The sequence below is a fragment of the Mesorhizobium sp. ES1-3 genome, from assembly GCF_020164795.1.
Lineage (GTDB): Bacteria > Pseudomonadota > Alphaproteobacteria > Rhizobiales > Rhizobiaceae > Mesorhizobium.
The window spans coordinates 289,234-311,545 of record NZ_JAIUGW010000003.1 but is presented as its reverse complement, the minus strand read 5'-3'; the positions used below and the strand labels follow the sequence as shown (position 1 = coordinate 311,545).

Here is a 22,312-nt window from a genome sequence, read left to right as displayed (position 1 = left end):
TTACATCCGGAACACGCCGAAGCGTGTCTCCTCGATCTCGGCGTTGAGCGCGGCCGACAGGCTGAGCGCCAGCACCTCGCGTGTCCTGGCCGGATCGATGATGCCGTCATCCCAAAGCCTTGCCGAGGAATAGAGCGGATGGCCTTCATGCTCGTATTTCATCAGGATCGGCTTCTTGAATTTCGCCTCCTCCTCGGCGCTCCATTCCCCGCCCTTGCGCTCGATGCCTTCGCGCTTGACCATCGCGAGCACAGTTGCCGCTTGCTCGCCGCCCATCACCGAGATGCGGGCGTTCGGCCACATCCACAGGAAGCGCGGCGAGTAGGCTCGGCCGCACATGCCGTAATTGCCGGCGCCGAACGAACCGCCGATGATGACGGTCACCTTCGGCACCCTGGCGGTCGCCACCGCCATCACCAGTTTGGCGCCATCCTTGGCGATGCCGCCCGCCTCGTATTTCCTGCCGACCATGAAGCCGGTGATGTTCTGCAGGAAAACCAGCGGAATCTTGCGCTGACAGCACAATTCGATGAAGTGCGCCCCCTTCAGCGCGCTCTCGGAAAACAGCACGCCATTGTTCGCGATGATGCCGACCGGCATGCCGTGGAGATGGGCGAAGCCGGTGATCAGCGTCGTGCCGTAGTTCTGCTTGAACTCATCGAATTCGGAGCCATCGACAACGCGCGCGATGACTTCGCGCACGTCATAGGGCTGGCGCAGATCGGTCGGGACGATGCCGTAAAGCTCATCCGCAGGATGAAGCGGCGGATGAGGTTTCCTAGAGCTCAGGCTTACAGCCTTGTTCCGATTCAGGTTCTTGATGATGCGCCGGCAAATGGCGAGCGCGTGTTCGTCGTCCAACGCATAGTGATCGGCGACGCCGGAAAGCCTGGTGTGCACATCCGCGCCGCCCAACTCCTCGGCGCTGACATCCTCGCCGGTGGCCGCTTTCACCAGCGGCGGTCCGCCGAGGAAGATGGTCGCCTGGTTGCGCACCATGATCGTCTCGTCCGACATCGCCGGCACATAGGCGCCGCCAGCGGTGCAGGAACCCATGACGCAGGCGATCTGCGGAATGCCGGCAGCCGACATATTGGCCTGGTTGTAGAAGATGCGGCCGAAATGCTCGCGGTCGGGAAAGACCTCGTCCTGGTTGGGCAGATTGGCGCCGCCGCTGTCGACCAGATAGACGCAAGGCAGGTTGTTCTGCAGCGCGATCTCCTGCGCGCGCAGATGCTTCTTCACCGTCAGCGGATAGTAGGTGCCGCCCTTCACCGTGGCGTCGTTGACGACGACCATCACCTCGATGCCCTCGACGCGGCCGATGCCGGCGATCAGGCCGGCCGACGAAATCTCCTCGCCATACATGGACCACGCCGCGAACTGGCCGATCTCGAGGAAGGGCGAACCGGTGTCCAGCAATTGCGCCAGGCGTTCGCGCGGCAACAGCTTGCCACGACCGACATGGCGCTCACGTGCCTCATCCGAGCCGCCGCGCTCGACGGCCGTGGCTTTTTCAGCGATGTCGGCAACCAGAGCCCGCATGCGCTCGGCATTGGCGCGGAAGGTTTCGGAGGAGGGCGAGATCTGGGTTTGCAGCGTGGCCATGCTCACACCCCCTCCGCCATGATTTCCCGCCCAATCAGCCAGCGGCGGATTTCGCTGGTGCCGGCGCCGATCTCGTAGAGCTTGGCGTCGCGCAAAAGCCGGCCGGTCGGATAGTCGTTGATATAGCCGTTGCCGCCAAGCAGCTGGATGGCGTCGAGCGCCATCTGCGTCGCTCTCTCGGCGGCAAACAGCACGCAGCCGGCGGCATCCTTGCGGGTGGTCTGGCCGCCGTCGCAGGCGGCGGCGACGGCGTAGACGTAGGCGCGGGCGGCGCTCATCGCCGTGTACATGTCGGCAAGCTTGCCTTGCACCAGCTGGAATTCCCCGATCGGCCGGCCGAACTGTTTGCGCTCGTGAACATAGGGGATCGCCACGTCGAGGCATGCCGCCATCAGGCCGATCGGGCCACCGGCAAGCACGGTGCGCTCATAGTCGAGGCCGGACATCAGCACCTCGACGCCGCGTCCTTCTTCGTGCAGCACATTGTCGAACGGCACCTCGACATCGCGAAAAACCAGTTCGCCGGTGTTGGATCCCCGCATGCCGAGTTTGTCGAGTTTCTGCGCCACCGAAAACCCAGGCATCGCCTTTTCGACGATGAAGGCGGTGATGCCGCGCGATTCCCTTACCGGGTCGGTCTTGGCGTAGACGACCAGCGTTTCGGCGTCCGGGCCGTTGGTGATCCACATCTTGGTGCCGTTGAGCACATAGCGGTCATTGCGCTTTTCGGCGCGCAGCTTGAGCGAGACCACGTCGGAGCCGGCGCCGGGCTCCGACATGGCAAGCGCGCCGACGTGCTCGCCCGAACACAGCGGCGGCAGGTATTTTTCCTTCTGTGCCGGCGTTGCCCAGCGGTTGATCTGGTTGACGCAGAGATTGGAGTGGGCGCCATAGGAGAGGCCGACCGATGCCGAGGCGCGCGAAATCTCCTCGACCGCGATCACATGGGCGAGATAGCCCATGCCGCTGCCGCCGAAATCGGGATCGGCGGTTATGCCGAGCAGGCCGAGCGCGCCGAGTTCGCGCCACAGATGCGCCGGGAATTCGTTGTCGCGATCGATGTCTGCGGCGATCGGCGCGATCCTTTCCTGCGCGAAGCGCCGGACCATGTCGCGCAGCGCCTCGATATCCTCGTCATGCCCGAAGCCGAGCGTGTTCGTGTACATGCCGTTCCTCCCCGGTACCAATGCCGACGTTCGCGCCGACCAGGCGCATTGTCATCGAGAGATATGTCGCCGTGACCTCGGCGATCGACAATCGCTCGCCTGGCCGGAACCAGACGATGACGCCGGTCATCATCTGGATCAGCGCCATGGCCGTCAGGCCGGTGTCCTCGATCTGAAAGACTCCGGCCTCGGCGCCATCGCGCAGGATGGAACGCAGTTCCTTTTCGTAAGCCGTGCGCATGCGCAGGATCTGTGTCAGCCTGTCGGGCGATAGGCTGCGCAATTCCATGTTCGAGACATGTGTGGCGTGGCGGCGTTCGATATGAAAGGCGATGTGGTTGCGCACGTAGGCGGCAAGCTGCCACGCCGGATCCGCGCCGGCTGGCCTAGCCTGCTTCCAGGCCTCGCGAAGCCCTTGCATATGCTCGCGCATCAGCGTGAACAGCAGGTCTTCCTTGGTCGGGAAATAGCGGTAGAGCGCGGCTGCCTGCACGCCGACCTCGGCGGCCAACTGGCGCATCGACATCGCTTCATAGCCGTGGCGCGCTATCAGGGTGACCGCCGCGTCGCGGACTGCCGCTTCGGTTCGCTCGCCGTCCGATCCTGTGGTTCGTGCCATCGTCGCCTCGTTGGATGGCAATAATAAAACGAACGTTCAATTAATTCAAGAGGAGGCGGGACCTGCCTATGCTATGATCCTGAAATCTTCAGGCGTGATCGAGGTCTCCAGCTCCTCCAGATCGATCCGAGAGACAGCCGCGCCGGGCGGGCCTTGCCGAAGCCGTTCGATCATGGCCGCGATGGCTGCGTCGGCGCCGGTAAGCCATGCCGTAACCGAGCCGTCTCGTTCGTTGCGCACCCAGCCCAGCAGCCCGTACCTCGTCGCTTCGCCTCGCGCCCAGATCCGATAGCCGACACCTTGGACCGTGCCGTATATGCGCGCCTGCACTGCCCTTTTCCGATCACTCATGGCTCGCTCCCTTGCATAGAGTCTGGCGCAGCACCGAACGAAGGCAATTGGCTTGAGGCGCTATCCAGCCCGAAAAGCTTGGGATTCCTGCGGAAGATGGATAATTTCATCCAATTTCGAACCGGCGGCTTACGCGGTCGGAGAATCCTTCGCAAATTCTCCGCGCCACTAATCGTGATCTCGGGCGCCTGACCGCGGGCCTGAACGACAGGCAAGCCGCGGAGTTGTCGGATGTGCTGACGCGTGTCAGGCATCTGCTCGGCGCAGCGACGACTCCCGAGCGCCGCGAACTACCCTAGTTTCCGCGCGCCGCTGCCAACGCGCCGGGCAATTCCTCGGCGAAGATATCCAGTTCATGGTCGAGACCGACACTGACGCGGATGCAGCGGTCGAGCCCTGGCGCCATCGGCTTGCGGATGAAGACGTCGCGCGACAAAAGTCCCTGAAGCACTTTCAGAGCGAAAGCACCGTCATGGCCGCAGTCGATGGTGACGAAATTGGTCGCCGAGGCGAGCGGCTTCAACCCGTTCTGTTCGGCGATATTGGTGATGCGCCGCCGTCCGGCGGCCACCCGGGCCACCACCGTCTCGAGATAGGCCTGGTCGGCGAGCGCCTCGACGCCGGCGATCTGCGCCATGCGGCTGACGCCGTAATGGTTGCGGATCTTCTCGAAGTCGCTGATCACCTGCGTCTCGGCCAACGCATAGCCGCACCGTATGCCGGCAAGTCCGTAGGCCTTCGAAAAGGTTCGCATGCGGATGACGTTTGGCCGCGAGATATCGATCGGCGGCAGGGCCGAGGCCGGCCCCAATTCGCCATAGGCCTCGTCGAGCACCAGCATGGTGGTTTCCGGCAAGGCTTGCATGAAGCGGATGACCTCGTCGGCTTCCCACCAGCTGCCCATCGGATTGTCCGGATTGGACAGATAGACCAGCGGCGCCTTCTCCCTGACGACCGCCGCGAGCAGACCGTCCAGGCTTTCCCTGTTGTTCTCGTAAGGGACGGTCACCAGTCGGCCGCCGACACCGGCAATGTGGAAGTTGAAGGTCGGATAGGCGCCGAGCGAGGTGACCACCGCATCGCCTGGCGCCACATACATGCGCGCCACCAGGCTGAGCAGGCCGTCGATGCCTTCGCCGACAACGACGTTCTCGACAGCCACGTTGTGATGCGCAGCGGCCGCGACTTTCAGGTCGAAATTGTCGGGATCGCAATACATCCACTGGTCGCGCGCGACGCTCTCCATGCGGGCGATGACGCGCGGCGAGGGGCCAAAGCTGCTCTCATTGGCGCCGATGCGGGCACGGAAAGCGCGCCCGCGCTCACGCTCCTGCGCTTCGGGGCCGACAAACGGCACGGTAGACGGAAGCGCGGCGATGACGGGTGTGAGGAGAGGGCGCTGACGCATGTCGGAAGCTCGCTTGCAAGGGGCTTTCTTGCTAACGTGACCGGATGGTTGGCGCAAGTTGCTCCCAGCCAGCAATTTGTCATGCTGGATTCGGCCACCTCTTTTTGCTAGCCGGACATGATGAGCAGTCGATTCCCACCCGCTTGGTCCAAGCATCTTAAAACTTCATCCGGGCCGAAAATCCCGCAGCCAAAAATCGCGCAACCGAAAGCGAATCCGCTATCGCAGGCGCAAGCTGACGACGCGCTGCCCTCCGCAGCCGCTTATTTCCAGCAGAACCCGGTATTGGCAGACGGAATCATGGCGAGGCCGTGAGGCACGAGCCAGGGAATTGCCGCAGAAACGCCGCATCGCGCAAAGCCGCGATCCGATACGCTCCTATTTTTCCATATTAATGATGCGGGCTTGTTGATTGTGCCGCCGCTTTTCTTTATCCAGCGGCTCAACGGAGAGGTGGCCGAGTGGTCGAAGGCGCTCCCCTGCTAAGGGAGTAGAGGTCAAAAGCTTCTCGTGGGTTCGAATCCCATCCTCTCCGCCATCCTGCTTCGCGCTGCTGTGCTAGCTCACAATGGGCGGCATCGACGCGGAGAAGATGCCGCCGAAGGCGCCTCGGAAAAACTCAAAAGCCAAGTGGGCCGACGGTTGGTCTTGGGCTTATCTCTGGTTTTTCCGCGCCTCTGCTCGATCCAGAAAGAGGGCGATGTCGGTAGGCAGGTTGGCGGTCTCCAGGAAGGGGGCGTGACCCTGATCCGGAACGGTGATTGTCTTGGTGCCGAGATGACGCTTTCGCATTTCCTCCAGCGTTTCAGGCGACAATAGCCTCGAATTGGCACCGCGTATGACGAGCAGTGGAATGGTCGCCAACGCATCGAACTGCTGCCAAAGAGGCGGCAATGGCTGTGACAGGTCGAGATTGGCAACCGTGTCGACCAGCTTCGAATCGAAATCGGGCAGCAGCCCCTGATTCGTCTCGCGATAGATCGCGCGCACCATTCGCTCCCAGTCGCTCTCGGCAAGCGCTGGAAAATCCTGGCTATGAACGTTGTACTGGGCATCCATCGCCTCGGCGAGGGTTTTGGGCTTTGGCGTGCGTTCGAGATAGGACTGGATGTGAGCGAGGCCCGCAGGCTCGATCACTGGCCCGATGTCGTTGAGCACGATGGCTTTCAGCACCGCCGGCTGCATCGCGCCAAGCACATGGATGATCAGTCCGCCGCGCGAGGTGCCGATGAAGGCCGCCTGTTCGATGCCAAGTGCGGCCAGCCCGGCAACGACGTCGCCGGCTTCGATGCCGACATTATAGTGGCTGACATCGGGATCGTAGGCCGACTGCCCGCGTCCGCGGTAGTCAAAGGCGACGACCTTGCGTGCAAGGGCGGATCGCGTCGAGAGATGGAACGCAAGCTCGTGAAAATCCCGCGCGTTACGCGTCAAGCCGGGCAGACAGACGGCCGGCCAATGCGCGGAATTCGCTTCGCCATAGACGCGCGCATGAAGTCTCAGCCCATCTGGCGCGGCATAGAAGAAGTCGAAGAATCCGCCGTCGCTCGCCATCTGAGTGCCAGTCCTTGTTTAAGTGACCGACTGCTACAGGCGAGGGTGGAGATCGTCAAACACTCTTCCCTTATCCACAAGGGGAGGAGGAAAAAGTGCCTCAGCTGCGCCCGTTCACGAGATCGCCGACGATGTCGTATTTGCCCGAAATACGCATCTTGTAGACCTCGTAATTCTCCATCACGCGCTGCACGTAACTTCTTGTTTCCGTGTAGGGAATCCGCTCGATCCAGTCCACCACCGCATCGATGTCCTTGCCGCGCGGGTCACCGTATTTAGCCACCCACTGGCTGGCCCGGGTCGGGCCGGCATTATAGCCCGCGAAGGTCAATACGTACGAGCCGTTGAAGCGATCGAGCTGTTCGCCGAGGAACGCCGAACCAAGCGTTGCATTGTAGCCGGCGTCGGTTGTCAGCCTAGTCTGCGAAAACTGCAATCCGGCCTTCTTCGCCAATTGCTTGGCGGTTCCCGGCATCAGCTGCAGCAGCCCGCGTGCGCCGGCACTGGATACGGCGCCGATATTGAATTCGCTTTCCTGGCGGGCGATCGCATAGGCCAGCGCCTTGCCCGAACCTGAAATATTGGCCGAATCGGGGATGACGCCGAGCGGATGCGACAGCGCGCCGACATCGATGCCGCGCGCCCCGGCGATCTTGCCGATTTTCAGCGCCATGAAATGGTTGTCCTGCTTTTCGGCAAGGACAGCGAGCAGCGCCAGTTCACCCGGGCTGGTCAACTGCCCGGCAAGGTCGCGGTAGAGCGTTTCGGCATAACGGTCGTAGCCTGCCTCCTGCAGGCGCTTGATGGCGGAGACGGCCTCGCGGCCGGCAAAGTTCTGCCGGTCGGCGGCACTCGGCTGGGGATAGACGATGTTGAGCGCCTGCCGGCCGACGCGTTCTGCGGCCAACTGGCCGTAAAACGTCGTGCCGTAGGTCGCCGCACGTCCAAAATAGTCCTTGGCATTGCCGGGGCCGCCGACTTCCGCCGCGCGGCCGAGCCAGTAATAGGCGCGCGACAGGGTCATCGGCCCTTGGGCAAGGTCGGCGATGCGCGCGAAATGCGTCGCCGCCAGCTTGGGATCGTTCAGGCCGCGCAGCGCGTACCAGCCGGCATGGAATTCGGCTTCCGCCGCATTGGCCGCGCTTTCGGCGGCATGCGTGGCGACTATCTTGTAGGCGGTCTTCATGTCGCCCTGGTCGACCAGTTCGCGCGACAGCACCCGACGTTCGACCCACCAGGCATCCGGATCGACCAGGGATTCACGGTCCGCCGGCGCTTTCATGACAATAGCCGCGGCGCCCGCGAAATCCTTCTGCTTGCGCAGATATTCGGCCTGCGCGAAGAAATAGCCGGCCGAGCGCTGCGCCGCCGGCACGGCCTTCAGCAGTTTGGCCGTGTTCTTGTCGCCTCTGTCAGCCGCCGCCCAGACGTCGGCAAGCGGCTGGGCGCCGGCGAGGCCGGCGACACGCAAGGCGGAATTCACCCGGTCGGCATAGAACATGCGCTCCATGCGAAAACGGTGATCGGCGGCGGGAACGAGGCTGCCGAACTCCTTTATCAGAGCCGTCTCGTCCTTGGCGTCCAGGATCGCGGTGCGCCAGAACGGCGACAGCACCGATCGCGCCGCCTTGGCGTTGCCGGACGACACATAGGCGCGCGCGAGAACCATCACGCCTTCGAATGTCTGCGGCTGGCTGCCGCCGAATGCCTTGACGACGATGTCCGCCGCCGGATTCTCGCGATAGAGTGCGCGCTCGCTGTTCTTGCGCAATGCAACGGTGCCCGGCCAGTTGGGCAGCATCTTCGCGGCTGCTGCGATGTCGCCGCTCGGCACCTTGTCGCCCCCGTAGAGCGCGATCGCCCAGGCCAATATGTGCTGGTCGAGCGATTGTGCGGGCAGCGCGTCGCGCACACCGCGCGCGCCGGGAATATCGCCGGCCGCCAGCGCATCCAGACCGCTTTTCAAGAGCGTGACGCCGGGTGAGGGCGCCGGTTGCGCCTTGTCCTCTACACCAGGCATCGGAATGGCCGAGGTGACCCGCACATCGACGCTGCCGCTGATCGCCACGCCGGGCACCAGCGCGGCGATGGCGCCAAGAAGCGCGAACAGATGGGGCCGACCCCTCGGCATGATCTCGTATCTCTCCTTAATCCAGCATTTTACCAGCAGGCGAAGAAGCCTAGAAGCCTAAACTTAGGTCGTGAAGGGCTCGTAAACAAAGGGTTATCGAGGCCGTTCGAATTACGTTTGCTGGCACCATGGCAATGCTTGCCGCGCAACAATGTCGAGACTATGGTGCGCGGCTTCGCTTTCGGTTAGAAGGCGCGCACGACAAAACACCGATGCATGTCGCCCAAAAGTGGATACCGGTTTGGGGCCACGACATGCATGAACCAAGAAGTCCCAAGGAGTTGGACGACATGCTGAGAGGCTCGCTTACCGCGCTCGTGACACCGTTCGAAAAGAGCGGGCGTTTCGACGAGAAAGCCTTTCGCGCGTTCATCGAATGGCAGCTTGGCGAAGGCACCACGGGCCTCGTCCCGGTAGGCACCACCGGCGAGTCGCCGACGCTGTCGCATGACGAGCATCGCCATGTCGTCAAGGTCTGCATCGAGGTGGCCAAGGGTCGCGCCCCCGTGGTTGCCGGTGCCGGTTCCAACAATACCGAGGAAGCTGTTGGGCTTGTGCAATATGCCGAGAAGGCCGGTGCCGATGCAGCCCTGGTCGTCACGCCCTACTACAACAAGCCGACGCAGCGCGGCCTGTACGAGCATTTCGCCGCCGTCGCCAGGGCGACCAAGTTGCCGATCATCATCTACAACATCCCGCCGCGCTCGGTGATCGACATGATGCCGGAAACGATGGGCCGGCTGGCGCACGACTTCAAGAACATCGTCGGCGTCAAGGACGCGACAGGCAAGGTCGAGCGCGTGTCCGAGCAGCGCATGACCTGCGGCAAGGATTTCATCCAGCTTTCCGGCGAGGATGCCTCCGCGCTCGGCTTCAACGCGCATGGCGGCGTCGGCTGCATTTCGGTGACCTCGAACGTCGCGCCGCGGCTGTGCGCCGAATTCCAGGAAGCTACGCTCTCCGGCGACAGCGCCAAGGCGCTGGAACTGCAGGATCGCCTGCTGCCGCTGCACAAGGCGATCTTCATCGAGCCCGGCGTGTCCGGCGCCAAATACGCGCTGTCGAAGCTGGGCAAGGTCGAGAACGTGCTGCGCTCGCCGCTGGTCACCGTCGAGCAGTCCACGGCCGAAAAGATCGATGCGGCCATGAAGCACGCCGGCTTGATTAATTAACGAGCCCGTTTGGAACCTCTACTCCTGCGGCCATCTCAAGGCGCCACCTGCGCTTCCGGTGCTCGCGTACTATATGTACGCTCCGCTCCGGTTCCGCGCATGGCCCCGAAAGCACTTCGCTTTCGGAAAGGACCATGCGCAAAGTCGGATTTCTAGAGCGTCCTTTGCGCGTTAAAAAACGCGCGGCGCTCTAGTAGCACCATCATCTGACTCGCAGGAGCGAGTTTCGAAACGGATTCCGGACGTTATGAACCAAGTCAGAAAAGCCGATCCCAACAACAAGACCGTTGCGGAAAACCGCAAGGCGCGGTTTTCCTATGAGGTGCTCGATACGATCGAGACCGGCTTGGTGCTGACTGGCACCGAGGTGAAATCGCTGCGCCAGGGCCAGGCCAACATCCAGGACAGCTATGCCTCGGTCGAAGGCGGCGAGATCTGGCTGATCAATTCCTATCTGCCGGAATACCTGCAGGCCAATCGCTTCAACCACGAGCCGCGCCGGCGCCGCAAACTGCTGCTCAACAAGCGCGAGATGGCAAAACTGTCGCAGAGCGTCGACCGCGAAGGCATGACGCTGGTGCCGCTGAAAATCTATTTCAACGACCAAGGACGCGCCAAGCTGCTGCTTGCCGTTGGCCGTGGCAAGAAACTGCACGACAAGCGCGAGACCGAGAAGCAACGCGACTGGTCGCGCGAAAAGGGCCGGCTGCTCAAGGAACGCGGGTGATCAGGTGACAGCCCGATAGAGCCAACAGTCGGGCTTCAAGGTCGAACAATCGGCAAGTCCAACAGGGGGATGGTCTTGAAGAAGCGGATTGTTCTCCGGGGCTTGGCCAGTCTTACCCTGGCGTGTGTCGTTGTGGTGGGCGCCGTGGTCTATTTCCACACCTACTCCCCCGACCGCGGCAGATATCCGGTCCGGGGCATCGACGTCTCCCATCATCAGGGCAAGATCGACTGGCGCCGTGTTGCCGCCGATGATGTGGCTTTCGCCGTCATCAAGGCGACTGAAGGCGGCGACCATGTCGACGATGCTTTCGCCGGCAATCTGCGCGAGGCCCGCGCCGCCGGGCTCGCCGTCGGCGCCTATCATTTCTTCACCTTCTGCCGGCCGGGCGCCGACCAGGCCAGGAATTTTATCTCGGTGGTGCCGCACGATCAGCCATTGCTGCCGCCGGTCGTCGACATCGAGTTCGGCGGCAACTGTCCGCAGCGCCCGTCACCCGAGCAACTAAACGCCGAACTCGAGGCTTTCCTCGGACCCGTCGAGGCGGCGTTCGGCAAGCCGGCGATCGTCTATCTGACGGATGAAGCCGAGGCGGCCTATGCCGGGCAAATCGCCGCTCGCCCACTCTGGCTGCGCTCACTGCTCAAGGAGCCGGACCGCCGTGACTGGATCTACTGGCAGTACCACAATCGGGGGCGCGTGGACGGCATCGAGGGAGATGTCGACCTGAACGTCTTGCAGGGCGGGCCGGAGAAGCTGGCGGCGCTGCTTGCCTCCAAACCTTGATGAACAGCCCCGATCCGATGTCGGTCCGTTTCTTCAAAAGCCTTTGCCATGCTGCTGAACCATTCACGATCCAGCTGATGTCGGGACAGCCAGATTTTCCCTGGTGATGCGTCGACCCATCGCCGAATAACCCATCCCGGCGGCCATTATGGCGATGGCCACGCATTGGATCGCCAGCGGGGTCTCGCCAAGCACGACCATACCGACGATCACGGTGGCGATCGGCACACCCGGCAGGAATAGCGATGCCACCTGCGAGCCCAATCGGTCGACAATGTAAGTGTAGAGGAACATTGCCGCAGCGCCCGCGAGAAAACCTTGAATGACGATCTGGCTGACGATCTCGGCGCCTGCGGCCGCATGAAGGCCGCTTGGTGCAAAGAGGTAGAGAAGTGGCAGCGGCAGGCAGGACAAAAGCACGACGCTCGCGGTCGCCGTGACCGGTTCGACGCGCCATCGCTGCACAAGAGCCGCATAGGCGGAAAACATCGCACCCGATCCGATAAACAGCAGATCCCCGAACAGGACATTATTGGCACCGGTGCGCGCCGGCGCTATGAACAGCAACAAGCCGGCGATGATCGTGACGACGCCAATGATCCGCCGGCGCGACGCGCTTTCCCTGAACAGCGACAACAGGAACGAGAAGAAGACGATCGACGCGGGGCAGAGCGCCGCGGCATGGGCGGCGGGAGCATGGGTCAAGCCCCAGTTGATGATCAGCGGATAGGGCAATCCGGCCAGCGCCGCCAATGTCGATCCACGCCGCCAGCCCAGCGCCGTCATGGTCGCCAGGCCGCGCCTCCAAACGATCGGCAGGAACACCGCGCCGGCACCGGCAAAGCGCAAGGCGGCCATGTCGGTGGCCGTCAGATGCTCCCTGAGGCTGAAGCGGGCGGCCACGAACTGCGCGGCATAGATGGCGATCATGACGAGACCGGCGATCACCGCCGGTCTTGTGTTTCCCGTGTCTCGTCCGTCCGCCATGTCAGTTCTGCCGCCATATTCATGTCGCCAGGCGGAGACAGCTCCGGCTCTGCGATGAAGCGCAGCCTATTGCCGAAATGGCTGCGACAAAATACTCTGGTTTTCGCGATCTGAAGTGTAATTCACGCAAATGAGGTGGCTTGAACGTGAATCCTGAATCAGGCGACCTGGACGCCGTCGACCGTACTCTTCTGCGGCTGCTGCAGGAAGACGGACGCCGCACGACGCTCGATCTGGCAACGCGGGTCGGCCTGTCGCCGACCGGCGCCAGCCAGCGCGTGAAGCGCCTGTTTCGCGACGGCTTCATCACCGCCATCAGGGCGGTGCTCAATCCGGCAAAGATTGGCCGCGGCATGCTTGTCTTCATCGAGGTGCGGCTCGATCACACGGCCCCGCATATCTTTGACCGCTTCGCCGAGGCGGTCGCAAAGGCGCCCGAGGTTCTGGAATGCCACATGGTCGTCGGCGGCTTCGACTATCTCGTGAAGGCGCGCATTGCCGAGATGGCCGACTATCAGGACTTTCTCAAACGCGTCATCCTGCCGCTGCCGGGAGTGAAGGAAACACATACCTATGCGTCCATCGGCGACGTGAAACCGGATGCCCTGCTGCCAGTGTGAGCAGGCATCGGAGACCGTACGGTGTCCGATACCTCAATTCTTCAGGAATGCCGCGATCTCGCTGAACACCCTGACGAACATGTCTTCGGTCAACACACCGGTATTGGTGTTGTAGCGCGAGCAATGATAGCTCGAAAACAGCGTAATGCCGCCGGCCGGCACTTGCCCGCCATGTTTGAACGGATAGGTGGCGACGCGCTCGCCCAGTGCCCGCACCGTCGACTGGTGTGCGATCGATCCCAGCGCCAGCACGGCGCGCAGGTTGGGAAAGCGAGCGATCGTCGGCACCAGGAATGTCCGGCAGGTGGCGATCTCGGCACCCACCGGCTTGTTCTCCGGCGGCACGCAGCGCACCGCATTGGTGATCGCCGTGCCGACGAGCTCCAGCCCGTCATCGGGCCGAGCCTTGAATTCGCCGCGTGCAAAACCGTGGGCAATCAGTGTCGAATAGAGCAGGTCGCCGGCATAGTCGCCGGTGAACGGGCGCCCGGTGCGGTTGGCCCCGCGCAGGCCGGGCGCCAGGCCGACGATCAGAAGCCGGACGGTATCTTCGCCGCCCGGTGGCAGGAAGGTCGGCACCGGCGCGTTGAACCAGGACGGCTCGCGCTGCCGCCATTCGGCGATGAAGTCATGCAACCGCGGGCAGAGTGGGCAGTCGCGGCTGGGTTCGGAAGCGGAGAGGGCGGTCAAGTCGACCGGCCTCAGTAGTCGTCCTCGTCGACTTCAGCCGGTTCGGGCCGCCGTACGGGCCGCTCGGAGGGATCGCGGCCGACTTCGTTCTTCAGTGTCGCGAGGTCGATGAAATGGTCGGCCTGGCGGCGCAGGTCATCCGAGATCATCGGCGGCTGCGAGGCCATGGTCGAGACGATCGACACCTTGCGGCCACGCCGTTGCAGCGCCTCGACCAGCGTGCGGAAATCGCCGTCTCCGGAGAATATGACATAGTGGTCGACGACGTCAGCGAGTTCCAGCGCATCGACGGTCAGCTCGATGTCCATATTGCCCTTGATCTTGCGGCGGCCGGTCGAGTCAGTGAATTCCTTGGCCGGCTTGGTCACCACCTTGAAGCCGTTATAGTCGAGCCAGTCGATCAGCGGCCGGATCGAGGAGTATTCCTGGTCCTCGACCAGCGCGGTGTAATAGTAGGCGCGCAGCAGGTAACCACGCTTGTGGAAGCTCGCCAAAAGCTTGCGATAGTCGATGTCGAACCCGAGCGCGCGCGAGGTGGCGTAGAGATTGGCTCCGTCGATGAACAGGGCGATTTTTTCGCGGGGATCGAACATGGAAATAGTCCTTTTCGAAATAAACGGCCGTCTAAACGAAATGCGGTAGCGACTGGCGGTCAGCTCATAATAAACCGGCTGACCTTGAACCAACTGAGATAACGCCAGTTTGGTGGCAATCCAAGGGCAGGTGGCGCACTGCAAGCAATTGTGATCGTGGCGCCGAACCGTGGACGCGGACTGCCCTGTGGGCCCGCATTGCCATGATGCTTGTATTTTGGCGCCGTTCGGGTTATGGACCGCGCCTGTTTTCCATTACATCCAGGCATGAAAGGGGCAATCCATGGCCCGCGTAACCGTTGAAGATTGCATCGACAAGGTCGACAACCGCTTCGAGCTGGTGCTTCTGGCCGGCCACCGCGCCCGTCAGATCAGCCAGGGCGCGCAGATCACCGTGCCGCGCGACAACGACAAGAACCCGGTCATCGCGCTGCGCGAGATTGCCGACGAGACGCTGTCGCCCGACGACCTCAAGGAAGATCTGATCCATTCGTTGCAGAAGCATGTCGAGGTCGACGAGCCCGAAGCCGATGGCGAAGTGATCGCCGACCAGACTGGCGCTGCCGTTGCCGCCGCCGACACCGACGACGCCGAGGACAACATCACCTTCGATCGCATGACCGAGGAAGACCTGTTGGCCGGCATCGAGGGCCTGGTTCCCCCGGAAAAGAGCGACGACTACTAAGAGCTTTTGATGGTTCTATTCAGCCGGTCGCCTAGCGCAGTTTTCTGCGCTTCCGGTGCCTCTCGAAAACTACGCTATCCGACCCGGCTGAGCGAATTCTGAAAAGCCCTTTGGAATTGGCTGGAACAATCTTCCGGCACTTCCGTCCCGGCGGTTTCGTGGCTATCTATGACATGCGCCGTACGGTAGTGCGGCGCATGATTCATTTCATCGCCGAGAGATTCCGCCCATGATGCGTCAGTATGAGCTTGTCGAGCGCGTCCAGCGCTACAAGCCTGACGTCAACGAGGCATTGCTCAACAAGGCCTATGTCTACGCCATGCAGAAGCATGGCCACCAGAAGCGCGCTTCCGGCGATCCCTATTTCTCGCATCCGCTCGAAGTTGCCGCCATCCTTACCGAAATGCATATGGATGAGGCGACGATCGCCGTCGCCCTGCTGCATGACACCATCGAGGACACCACGGCGACCAGGGCCGAGATCGATGAGCTGTTCGGACCCGAAATGGGCAAGCTGGTCGAAGGGCTGACCAAGCTGAAGAAGCTCGATCTCGTGTCGAAGAAGGCGGAGCAGGCGGAAAACCTGCGCAAGCTTCTGCTCGCGATCTCGGAAGATGTCCGCGTGCTCCTGGTCAAGCTCGCCGACCGGCTGCACAACATGCGCACCCTCGACCATATGCCGGAGGCCAAACGCCTGCGCATCGCCGAGGAGACGATGGACATCTACGCGCCGCTGGCCGGGCGCATGGGCATGCAGGGCATGCGCGAGGAACTGGAGGAGATCGCCTTCCGCTTCATCAATCCGGAAGCCCATCGCGCCGTTACCGCTCGGCTCGCCGAAATCTTCGAGCGCAATAAGGATGTGTTGTCCGAGATCGAGAAGGCTCTTTCGGGCCTGTTCGAGAAACACGCCATCAAGGCCGGTGTGAAGAGCCGCCAGAAGAAGCCGTGGTCGGTGTTCCGCAAGATGGAGGCCAAGGCGCTGTCCTTCGAGCAATTGTCCGACATTTTCGGCTTCCGCGTCGTCGTCGACAGTGTCGAGGACTGCTATCGCGCGCTGGGTGCAATCCACACCACATGGTCGATGGTGCCCGGCCGTTTCAAGGATTACATCTCTACGCCGAAACAGAACGACTACCGTTCGATCCACACCACCATCGTCGGCCCTTCGCGCCAGCGCGTCGAGCTGCAGATCCGCACCCGCGAGATGAACAAGATCGCCGAATACGGTGTCGCCGCCCATTCGATCTACAAGGACACTGGCGGCAAGACGAATGGAGCCGTGCACGCGATCTCGAAGGAGACCAATGCCTATGCCTGGCTGCGGCGCACCATCGAGCAGCTGGCCGAAGGCGACAACCCGGAAGATTTCCTCGAGAACACCAAGCTGGAGCTGTTCCAGGACCAGGTGTTCTGCTTCACGCCGAAGGGCATGCTGATTGCCCTGCCGCGCGGCGCCACGCCGATCGATTTCGCCTATGCCGTCCACACCGATGTCGGCGACACCTGCGTCGGCGCCAAGGTCAATGGCCGCATCATGCCGCTGATGACGGAACTGAAGAATGGCGACGAGGTCGAGATCATCCGCTCCAAGGCGCAGGTGCCGCCAGCGGCGTGGGAATCGGTTGTCGTCACCGGCAAGGCGCGCGCCGCCATCCGCCGCGCCACCAAGAATGCGATCCGCAAGCAGTATTCCGGCCTTGGCGCGCGTATCCTGGAGCGTGCCTTCGAACGAGCCGGCAAGACCTTCACCAAGGAAAGCCTGAAGCCCGTCCTACACCGGTTGGCGCGCAAGGACATCGAGGATGTACTGGCCTCCGTCGGTCGTGGCGAACTGGCTTCCACCGATGTCATGAAGGCGGTCTTCCCCGACTACAAGGACGAGCGCGTCACCCCTGCGGCTCCCAAGCAGCGCGAGGAGGGCTGGTCGAAGATCCGCAACGCCGCCGGCATGCTGTTCCAGATTCCGGGCCGGGCCGCGCGCAAGGACAAGGACCAGCCAGGCGCCGGCGCCGTGCCGATCCGCGGCGTGCGCGGCGACCTGCCGGTGCGCTTCGCGCCGGAAGGGGCCGTGCCTGGCGACCGTATCGTCGGCATCGTCCAGCCGGGTACAGGCATCACTATCTATCCGATCCAGTCGCCGGCGCTGCAGGCTTTCGACGACCAGCCGGAGCGCTGGATCGACGTGCGTTGGGACATCGACGAACGCACCAAGGAACGGTTTCCCGCGCGGGTCTCGGTCACCGCCATCAACGCGCCGGGCTCGCTTGCCGATATCGCCCAGGTCGTTGCCTCCAACGACGCCAACATCCATACGCTGTCGATGGTGCGCACCGCGCCCGATTTCACCGAAATGCTTATCGATCTCGAAGTATGGGACCTGAAGCATCTCAACCGGCTGCTGTCGCAGCTCAAGGACAATTCGAGCGTCAGCGATGCGCGGCGCGTCAATGGCTAGCGATAGCCGACCATGGGGGACGAGATGAACACCGACGAAGTGCTGGGCATATTCCGTGAGGCTGGCGCTGTTCTGGAGGGGCATTTCATCCTGACGTCGGGCCTGCGCAGTCCAATCTTCCTGCAGAAGGCACGGGTGTTCATGCATGCCGACAAGACCGAGCGGCTGTGCAAGGCGCTGGCGCAGAAGATCCGCGCCGCGGTGCCAGGCAAGATCGACTATGTCGTCGGGCCGGCGATCGGCGGGCTGATCCCGGCCTACGAAACCTCGCGCCACCTTGGCGTGCCGGCGATCTGGGTGGAGCGGGAAGGGGGCGAGTTCCGCTTGCGGCGCTTCGAGATCGACCGAGGCGCCCGCGTCGTCATCGTCGAGGACATCGTCACCACCGGATTGTCGATCCGCGAAACCATCGATTGCCTGCGCGACCTTGGCGCGGAGGTGGTCGCAGCCGCCTGCATCATCGACCGTTCGGCCGGCAAGACCCATGTCGGCGTGCCGCTGATCGCGCTTGCCGAATATGAGGTTCCAGCCTACCCGCCGGACAGGTTGCCGCCGGAGCTTGCCGCCATTCCGGCCGTCAAGCCCGGCAGCCGTAACATCTGACGAGGAGGTCGCATTGATCGTCGGCATCGATCATTTCGTGCTGACGGTGGCGTCGCTCGAGGCGACCTGCGCCTTTTATCAACGCGTGCTGGGTTTTGAACGCGTCGATACGCCGGGCCGGCCGACGGCACTCGCCTTCGGCAATCAGAAGATCAATGTCCACGAGATCAGCCGCACCTTCGAGCCGAAGGCGAAGTCGCCGACGCCAGGATCCAGTGACTTCTGCCTGATCACCGACCGGCCGCTCGATGAATTCCTTGCCGGCCTCGAAGCCAATCACGTGACGCTGGAACTCGGGCCGGTCGACCGCATCGGCGCGCAGGGGCCGATGATGTCGGTCTATTTCCGAGACCCGGATGGCAACCTTGTCGAAGTCAGCCAGTACCTGCGGTAGATATCGATTATTTGGCTGCGACAATTAGCCGAAACCACTTCTCAAATTCGCCGCGATTGTCCGGTGTGGAGAAACGAACCTTACCAAAAATTATGGCCGCTGTGCAGGTGGACCTCGGTTGTTGTGGAGGTTGCGGATGGCTATATCAAAGTCGCGATTGCCTTCTGGCGACCGTAAAGCGCAAGATATGGTGGTCGAAGCCCGGCTGGAAACAGCGGGCGTGTAAGCTGTGAATTGTCGGGAATAGGAAGAGAGTGCTTTTTCGTCGCCGCAAACCTGATGGTCTTTTCGAGCGGGTGCGCACCTATCTGTGGCCGCGCCGTTCGTTTTCGCGCTCGCTTCAATATTTCTCCAAGCGCATTCTGCGGCTGAAGGCCACCCCGCATGCGGTGGCGGCGGGCGTCGCGGCAGGTGTTTTTGCTTCGTTCTTCCCCGTCGGTTTCCACTTCATCATTGCCGCCGTTCTGTGTTGGGTGATCGCCGGCAATCTGGTGGCCGCGGCTCTAGGGGCCGTGTTTTTCGGCAATCCGCTGACCTTTCCGCTCTTGTGGGGCGCATCCTGGGAAACCGGCAAGCTCATCCTGCACGATCGCTTTCCGTCGCACGGCCCGCCGGCGCATCTGGGCGAGATGATGCACACGCTTTCCTTCGCCAAACTATGGCATCCAGTCCTGGAGCCGATGTTGATCGGCGCCGTGCCGCTCGGGCTGGGGTTCGGCCTGGTGTTCTACGGCGTCACGCGCTGGGGCATGAATGTCTTCCGCGAACAGAGGCGCAAGCGGCTGGCCGAGCGCGCGAGACGCCATGAGCATTCGCCTCATCCCGGCGGAAGCGTCGGTTCAGCCACCCAATGATCATCGGCATCGGCAGCGACCTGATCGACATCACACGCATCGAGAAATCGCTTGAGCGTCACGGCCAGCGCTTCATCCAGAGGATCTACACCGAGGTGGAGCAGGCGCGTTCGGAGAACCGGCGCGCCCGCGCGGCTTCCTACGCCAAGCGCTTTGCCGCCAAGGAGGCTTGCGCCAAGGCATTGGGCACCGGTCTGGCGCAGGGGGTCTTCTGGCGCGACATGGGTGTCGTCAACCTGCCCAGCGGTGCGCCGACGATGGCGCTGACCGGCGGAGCGCTGGCGCGGCTGGAGAAGATCCTGCCTCGAGGTCATCGGGCAGCGATTCACCTCACCATCACGGATGATTTCCCGCTCGCTCAAGCCTTTGTGATCATAGAAGCGTTACCGGTCGAAGAAGCGCCACATTGATTGCATCTGACGACCGGCATTGACGTTGCCCAGCGCGCGCCGAGACTCTATACCATCCAACGCACAATCGAGGACGACATGAGCGTGGCTGAAAAATCCCAGAAGAAATCCGGCGGGCTTGGCGAAACCGTCAGCGTCATCGTGCAGGCGCTTTTGCTCGCCCTGGTCATTCGCACGCTGCTGTTCCAGCCGTTCTCGATCCCGTCGGGCTCGATGCGGCCGACGCTTTTGGAAGGCGACTATCTGTTCGTCACCAAATGGTCCTACGGCTATTCACGCTATTCGCTGCCTTTTGGACCGGACATTTTCTCGGGCCGCATCTGGGGCTCCGAGCCCAAGCGTGGCGACGTGGTGGTGTTCAAGTTCCCGCCGGATCCGTCCGTCGACTACATCAAGCGCGTCATTGGCCTGCCCGGCGACAAGATCCAGATGAAGGATGGCCAAGTCTTCATCAATGGCGTCGGCGTGCCCCGCGTCAAGACCGGCCAGATCGACAATCCCGACATCACGGAAAAGGATTATCCGATCGATGTCTATCGCGAGACGCTGCCCGATGGCGTCAGCTATGATACGCTCGACCTGTCGCCGAACTCGATCGGCGACAACACGCGCGAATTCGACGTGCCCCCCGGCCACTATTTCATGATGGGCGACAACAGGGACAATTCCGCCGACAGCCGCTTCACCGTCGGCTATGTTCCGGCCGAGAACCTTGTCGGTCGCGCCAACCTTGTCTTCTTCTCGATCGCCGGCAAGGCAAGCCCGCTCGAAATCTGGAAATGGCCGTCGCTGATGCGCGCTTCGCGCCTGTTCCATTTCGTCAACTAGGGTCATGGCGGCACCAAAAAGGTTGACCGCCGATGCGCTCGCCGAAGCGCTTGCGCAACGCACGGGTCATGCCTTTGCCGACCGCCAGCGGCTGCAGCGAGCGCTTACCCATGCCAGTGCGCGGGGCGCCAATGCCGGCGCCGATTATGAGCGGTTCGAGTTTCTCGGCGACCGGGTTCTTGGCCTTGTGGTCGCCGATATGCTGCTGGCTGCCTTTCCCAATGCCGCGGAAGGGGAGTTGTCGCTGCGGCTCAATGCGTTGGTCAATGCCGAGGCGCTGTCTGATATCGCCGAGCATATCGGGCTGCCGGACCTGATCCGTGCCGGGTCGGACGTGCGCGGGCTCGATGGACGCAAGCGCGTCAACCTGCGCGCCGACGCATTGGAATCGCTGATCGCAGTGCTTTATCTCGACGGTGGCTTGGAAGCAGCCCGCGCGTTCATCCACAAATACTGGCAGCCGCGTTCGCTGGCATCGGGTGCCGCGCGCCGCGACGCCAAGACCGAATTGCAGGAATGGGCGCATCAGGCGGCGAGTGCTGTTCCAGCCTATCAGATCGACGGCCGGGAAGGCCCCGATCACGATCCGCTGTTTACCGTCACCGTCAAGGTCGGCGCGTTTCAGCCGGCGACCGGCAGCGGCCGCTCCAAGCGCGAGGCCGAACAGGCCGCCGCTGCTGCCCTTCTGCTTCGCGAGGGCGTCTGGGTTCATGAAGGGAATGCGGCATGACCGCCGAAGACACCGCAGCGGCTCCTGTCACGCATTCCGGCTTCGTCGCGCTGATCGGCGCGCCCAATGCCGGCAAGTCGACGCTGGTCAACCAACTGGTCGGCGCCAAGGTCTCGATCGTCACCCATAAGGTGCAGACGACGCGCGCCATCGTGCGCGGCATCGCCACCCATGACAACGCGCAGATCGTCTTTGTCGACACACCGGGCATCTTCAAGCCCAAGCGGCGGCTGGACACGGCAATGGTGACCACCGCCTGGGGTGGGGCCAAGGACGCCGATATCGTTTTGCTGCTGATCGACGCCGAACGCGGCATCAGGGGCGACGCCGATGCCATCCTCGAACGGCTGAAGGATGTGCGCCAGCCGATGGCTCTGATCCTCAACAAGGTCGACCGCGTCAAGCCGGAAGCGTTGCTGGCTCTGTCCGCGGCGGCGAACGAGAAAGTGCCGTTCCAACGCACCTTCATGGTCTCGGCGTTGACCGGCTCCGGCTGCAAGGACCTGCTCGATTATCTGGCTCAAGCGCTGCCGGTCGGCCCGTGGTACTATCCGGAAGACCAGATCTCGGACTTGCCGATGCGCCAGCTGGCGGCCGAGATCACCCGCGAGAAGCTTTATCTCCGGTTGCATCAGGAGCTTCCCTATTCCTCGCATATCGAGACCGAGAAATGGGAAGAGAAACCGGATGGCTCGGTGCACATCGACCAGACCATCTTTGTCGAGCGCGACAGCCAGAAAAAGATCGTGCTCGGCCACAAGGGCGAGACCATCCGCGCCATCGGGCAGGCCGCGCGGATGGAAATTTCAGGCATATTGGAGCAGAAGGTGCACCTGTTCCTGTTCGTGAAAGTACGCGAGAACTGGGGCGATGACCCCGAGCGCTACCGCGAGATGGGGCTGGAGTTTCCGCATTAGGTATGATCCCGAGAAGTGAGC

General features: G+C 62.5%; 23 protein-coding genes and 1 tRNA gene. 14 read left to right on the top strand and 10 right to left on the bottom strand.

Annotated elements, in window-relative coordinates:
- The 5 genes from LB536_RS06825 to LB536_RS06805 form a co-directional block, all read right to left on the bottom strand.
- The gene (locus LB536_RS06825) at positions 1-1,608 is read right to left on the bottom strand and encodes a carboxyl transferase domain-containing protein (protein WP_224590560.1); all 1,608 of its coding nucleotides are present in this window, start codon (positions 1,606-1,608) and stop codon (positions 1-3) included.
- A 2-nt stretch (positions 1,609-1,610) separates the two neighbouring features.
- Positions 1,611-2,774, bottom strand: coding sequence for an isovaleryl-CoA dehydrogenase (locus tag LB536_RS06820; protein ID WP_224590559.1), 1,164 nt, complete (start codon positions 2,772-2,774; stop codon positions 1,611-1,613).
- A complete protein-coding gene (locus LB536_RS06815) occupies positions 2,743-3,393 on the bottom strand; it encodes a TetR/AcrR family transcriptional regulator (protein ID WP_224590558.1) in 651 nt (216 codons plus the stop codon). Before LB536_RS06815 ends, LB536_RS06820 begins: the two co-directional genes overlap by 32 nt.
- Before the next feature lie 66 nt (positions 3,394-3,459).
- On the bottom strand, positions 3,460-3,744 hold the full coding sequence (locus LB536_RS06810) for an acylphosphatase (RefSeq protein ID WP_224590557.1): 285 nt from the start codon (positions 3,742-3,744) through the stop codon (positions 3,460-3,462).
- A 295-nt stretch (positions 3,745-4,039) separates the two neighbouring features.
- Positions 4,040-5,152: a pyridoxal phosphate-dependent aminotransferase gene (locus LB536_RS06805; RefSeq protein ID WP_140759233.1), complete on the bottom strand. Its 1,113-nt coding sequence runs from the start codon at positions 5,150-5,152 to the stop codon at positions 4,040-4,042.
- Between the two features lie 447 nt (positions 5,153-5,599).
- Between LB536_RS06805 and LB536_RS06800 the strand changes: the two genes are divergently transcribed.
- A tRNA-Ser gene (locus LB536_RS06800) sits at positions 5,600-5,690 on the top strand.
- A gap of 116 nt (positions 5,691-5,806) precedes the next feature.
- On the opposite strand, the gene LB536_RS06795 is transcribed toward LB536_RS06800, so the two are convergent.
- Positions 5,807-6,706 carry an alpha/beta fold hydrolase gene (locus LB536_RS06795; RefSeq protein ID WP_224590556.1) on the bottom strand — a complete coding sequence of 300 codons (900 nt, stop codon included), beginning with the start codon at positions 6,704-6,706 and terminating at the stop codon, positions 5,807-5,809.
- 100 nt (positions 6,707-6,806) lie between these two features.
- On the bottom strand, positions 6,807-8,837 hold the full coding sequence (locus tag LB536_RS06790) for a lytic transglycosylase domain-containing protein (RefSeq protein ID WP_224590555.1): 2,031 nt from the start codon (positions 8,835-8,837) through the stop codon (positions 6,807-6,809).
- Positions 8,838-9,127: 290 nt separating this feature from the next.
- On the opposite strand from LB536_RS06790, the gene dapA reads away from it, so the two are divergent.
- From dapA to LB536_RS06775, 3 genes are all read left to right on the top strand, one after another.
- Positions 9,128-10,009, top strand: a complete 882-nt coding sequence (dapA, locus tag LB536_RS06785) for a 4-hydroxy-tetrahydrodipicolinate synthase (protein ID WP_224590631.1) — start codon at positions 9,128-9,130, stop codon at positions 10,007-10,009.
- Between the two features lie 247 nt (positions 10,010-10,256).
- Entirely contained in the window at positions 10,257-10,736 is a 480-nt protein-coding gene (smpB, locus tag LB536_RS06780; protein ID WP_027144197.1) for an SsrA-binding protein SmpB, read from the top strand.
- 75 nt (positions 10,737-10,811) lie between these two features.
- Positions 10,812-11,522, top strand: a complete 711-nt coding sequence (locus LB536_RS06775) for a GH25 family lysozyme (protein ID WP_224590554.1) — start codon at positions 10,812-10,814, stop codon at positions 11,520-11,522.
- 63 nt (positions 11,523-11,585) lie between these two features.
- On the opposite strand, the gene LB536_RS06770 is transcribed toward LB536_RS06775, so the two are convergent.
- Entirely contained in the window at positions 11,586-12,509 is a 924-nt protein-coding gene (locus LB536_RS06770) for a DMT family transporter (RefSeq protein WP_224590553.1), read from the bottom strand.
- A gap of 146 nt (positions 12,510-12,655) precedes the next feature.
- Here LB536_RS06770 and LB536_RS06765 point away from each other — a divergent pair, with 146 nt between their 5' ends.
- Complete coding sequence (locus tag LB536_RS06765) at positions 12,656-13,129, top strand: Lrp/AsnC family transcriptional regulator (protein WP_140759246.1); 474 nt, start codon at positions 12,656-12,658, stop codon at positions 13,127-13,129.
- Between the two features lie 33 nt (positions 13,130-13,162).
- Here LB536_RS06765 and LB536_RS06760 read toward each other — a convergent pair whose 3' ends face one another.
- Positions 13,163-13,819 (bottom strand): uracil-DNA glycosylase, encoded by a 657-nt coding sequence (locus LB536_RS06760; protein ID WP_224590552.1) that lies wholly within the window; start codon positions 13,817-13,819, stop codon positions 13,163-13,165.
- Positions 13,820-13,830: 11 nt separating this feature from the next.
- The gene (locus LB536_RS06755; RefSeq protein WP_027144193.1) at positions 13,831-14,412 is read right to left on the bottom strand and encodes an NYN domain-containing protein; all 582 of its coding nucleotides are present in this window, start codon (positions 14,410-14,412) and stop codon (positions 13,831-13,833) included.
- 283 nt (positions 14,413-14,695) lie between these two features.
- On the opposite strand from LB536_RS06755, the gene rpoZ reads away from it, so the two are divergent.
- The 9 genes from rpoZ (at position 14,696) to era (ending at position 22,291) form a co-directional block, all read left to right on the top strand.
- Positions 14,696-15,097, top strand: coding sequence for a DNA-directed RNA polymerase subunit omega (gene rpoZ, locus LB536_RS06750; protein ID WP_224590551.1), 402 nt, complete (start codon positions 14,696-14,698; stop codon positions 15,095-15,097).
- 229 nt (positions 15,098-15,326) lie between these two features.
- Positions 15,327-17,555, top strand: a complete 2,229-nt coding sequence (locus LB536_RS06745) for a RelA/SpoT family protein (RefSeq protein WP_140759250.1) — start codon at positions 15,327-15,329, stop codon at positions 17,553-17,555.
- Between the two features lie 24 nt (positions 17,556-17,579).
- Complete coding sequence (gene pyrE / locus LB536_RS06740) at positions 17,580-18,158, top strand: orotate phosphoribosyltransferase (protein ID WP_140759252.1); 579 nt, start codon at positions 17,580-17,582, stop codon at positions 18,156-18,158.
- 13 nt (positions 18,159-18,171) lie between these two features.
- On the top strand, positions 18,172-18,552 hold the full coding sequence (locus LB536_RS06735; protein WP_224590550.1) for a VOC family protein: 381 nt from the start codon (positions 18,172-18,174) through the stop codon (positions 18,550-18,552).
- Positions 18,553-18,806: 254 nt separating this feature from the next.
- Positions 18,807-19,406: a DUF2062 domain-containing protein gene (locus tag LB536_RS06730; protein WP_140810202.1), complete on the top strand. Its 600-nt coding sequence runs from the start codon at positions 18,807-18,809 to the stop codon at positions 19,404-19,406.
- Positions 19,403-19,816 carry a holo-ACP synthase gene (gene acpS / locus LB536_RS06725; protein WP_140810203.1) on the top strand — a complete coding sequence of 138 codons (414 nt, stop codon included), beginning with the start codon at positions 19,403-19,405 and terminating at the stop codon, positions 19,814-19,816. The genes LB536_RS06730 and acpS overlap by 4 nt, the downstream gene beginning before the upstream one ends.
- A gap of 78 nt (positions 19,817-19,894) precedes the next feature.
- The gene (gene lepB / locus LB536_RS06720; protein WP_027144187.1) at positions 19,895-20,644 is read left to right on the top strand and encodes a signal peptidase I; all 750 of its coding nucleotides are present in this window, start codon (positions 19,895-19,897) and stop codon (positions 20,642-20,644) included.
- Positions 20,645-20,648: 4 nt separating this feature from the next.
- Entirely contained in the window at positions 20,649-21,374 is a 726-nt protein-coding gene (gene rnc / locus LB536_RS06715) for a ribonuclease III (protein ID WP_224590549.1), read from the top strand.
- On the top strand, positions 21,371-22,291 hold the full coding sequence (era, locus tag LB536_RS06710) for a GTPase Era (RefSeq protein WP_224590548.1): 921 nt from the start codon (positions 21,371-21,373) through the stop codon (positions 22,289-22,291). Before rnc ends, era begins: the two co-directional genes overlap by 4 nt.
- Positions 22,292-22,312 lie beyond the last annotated feature (21 nt).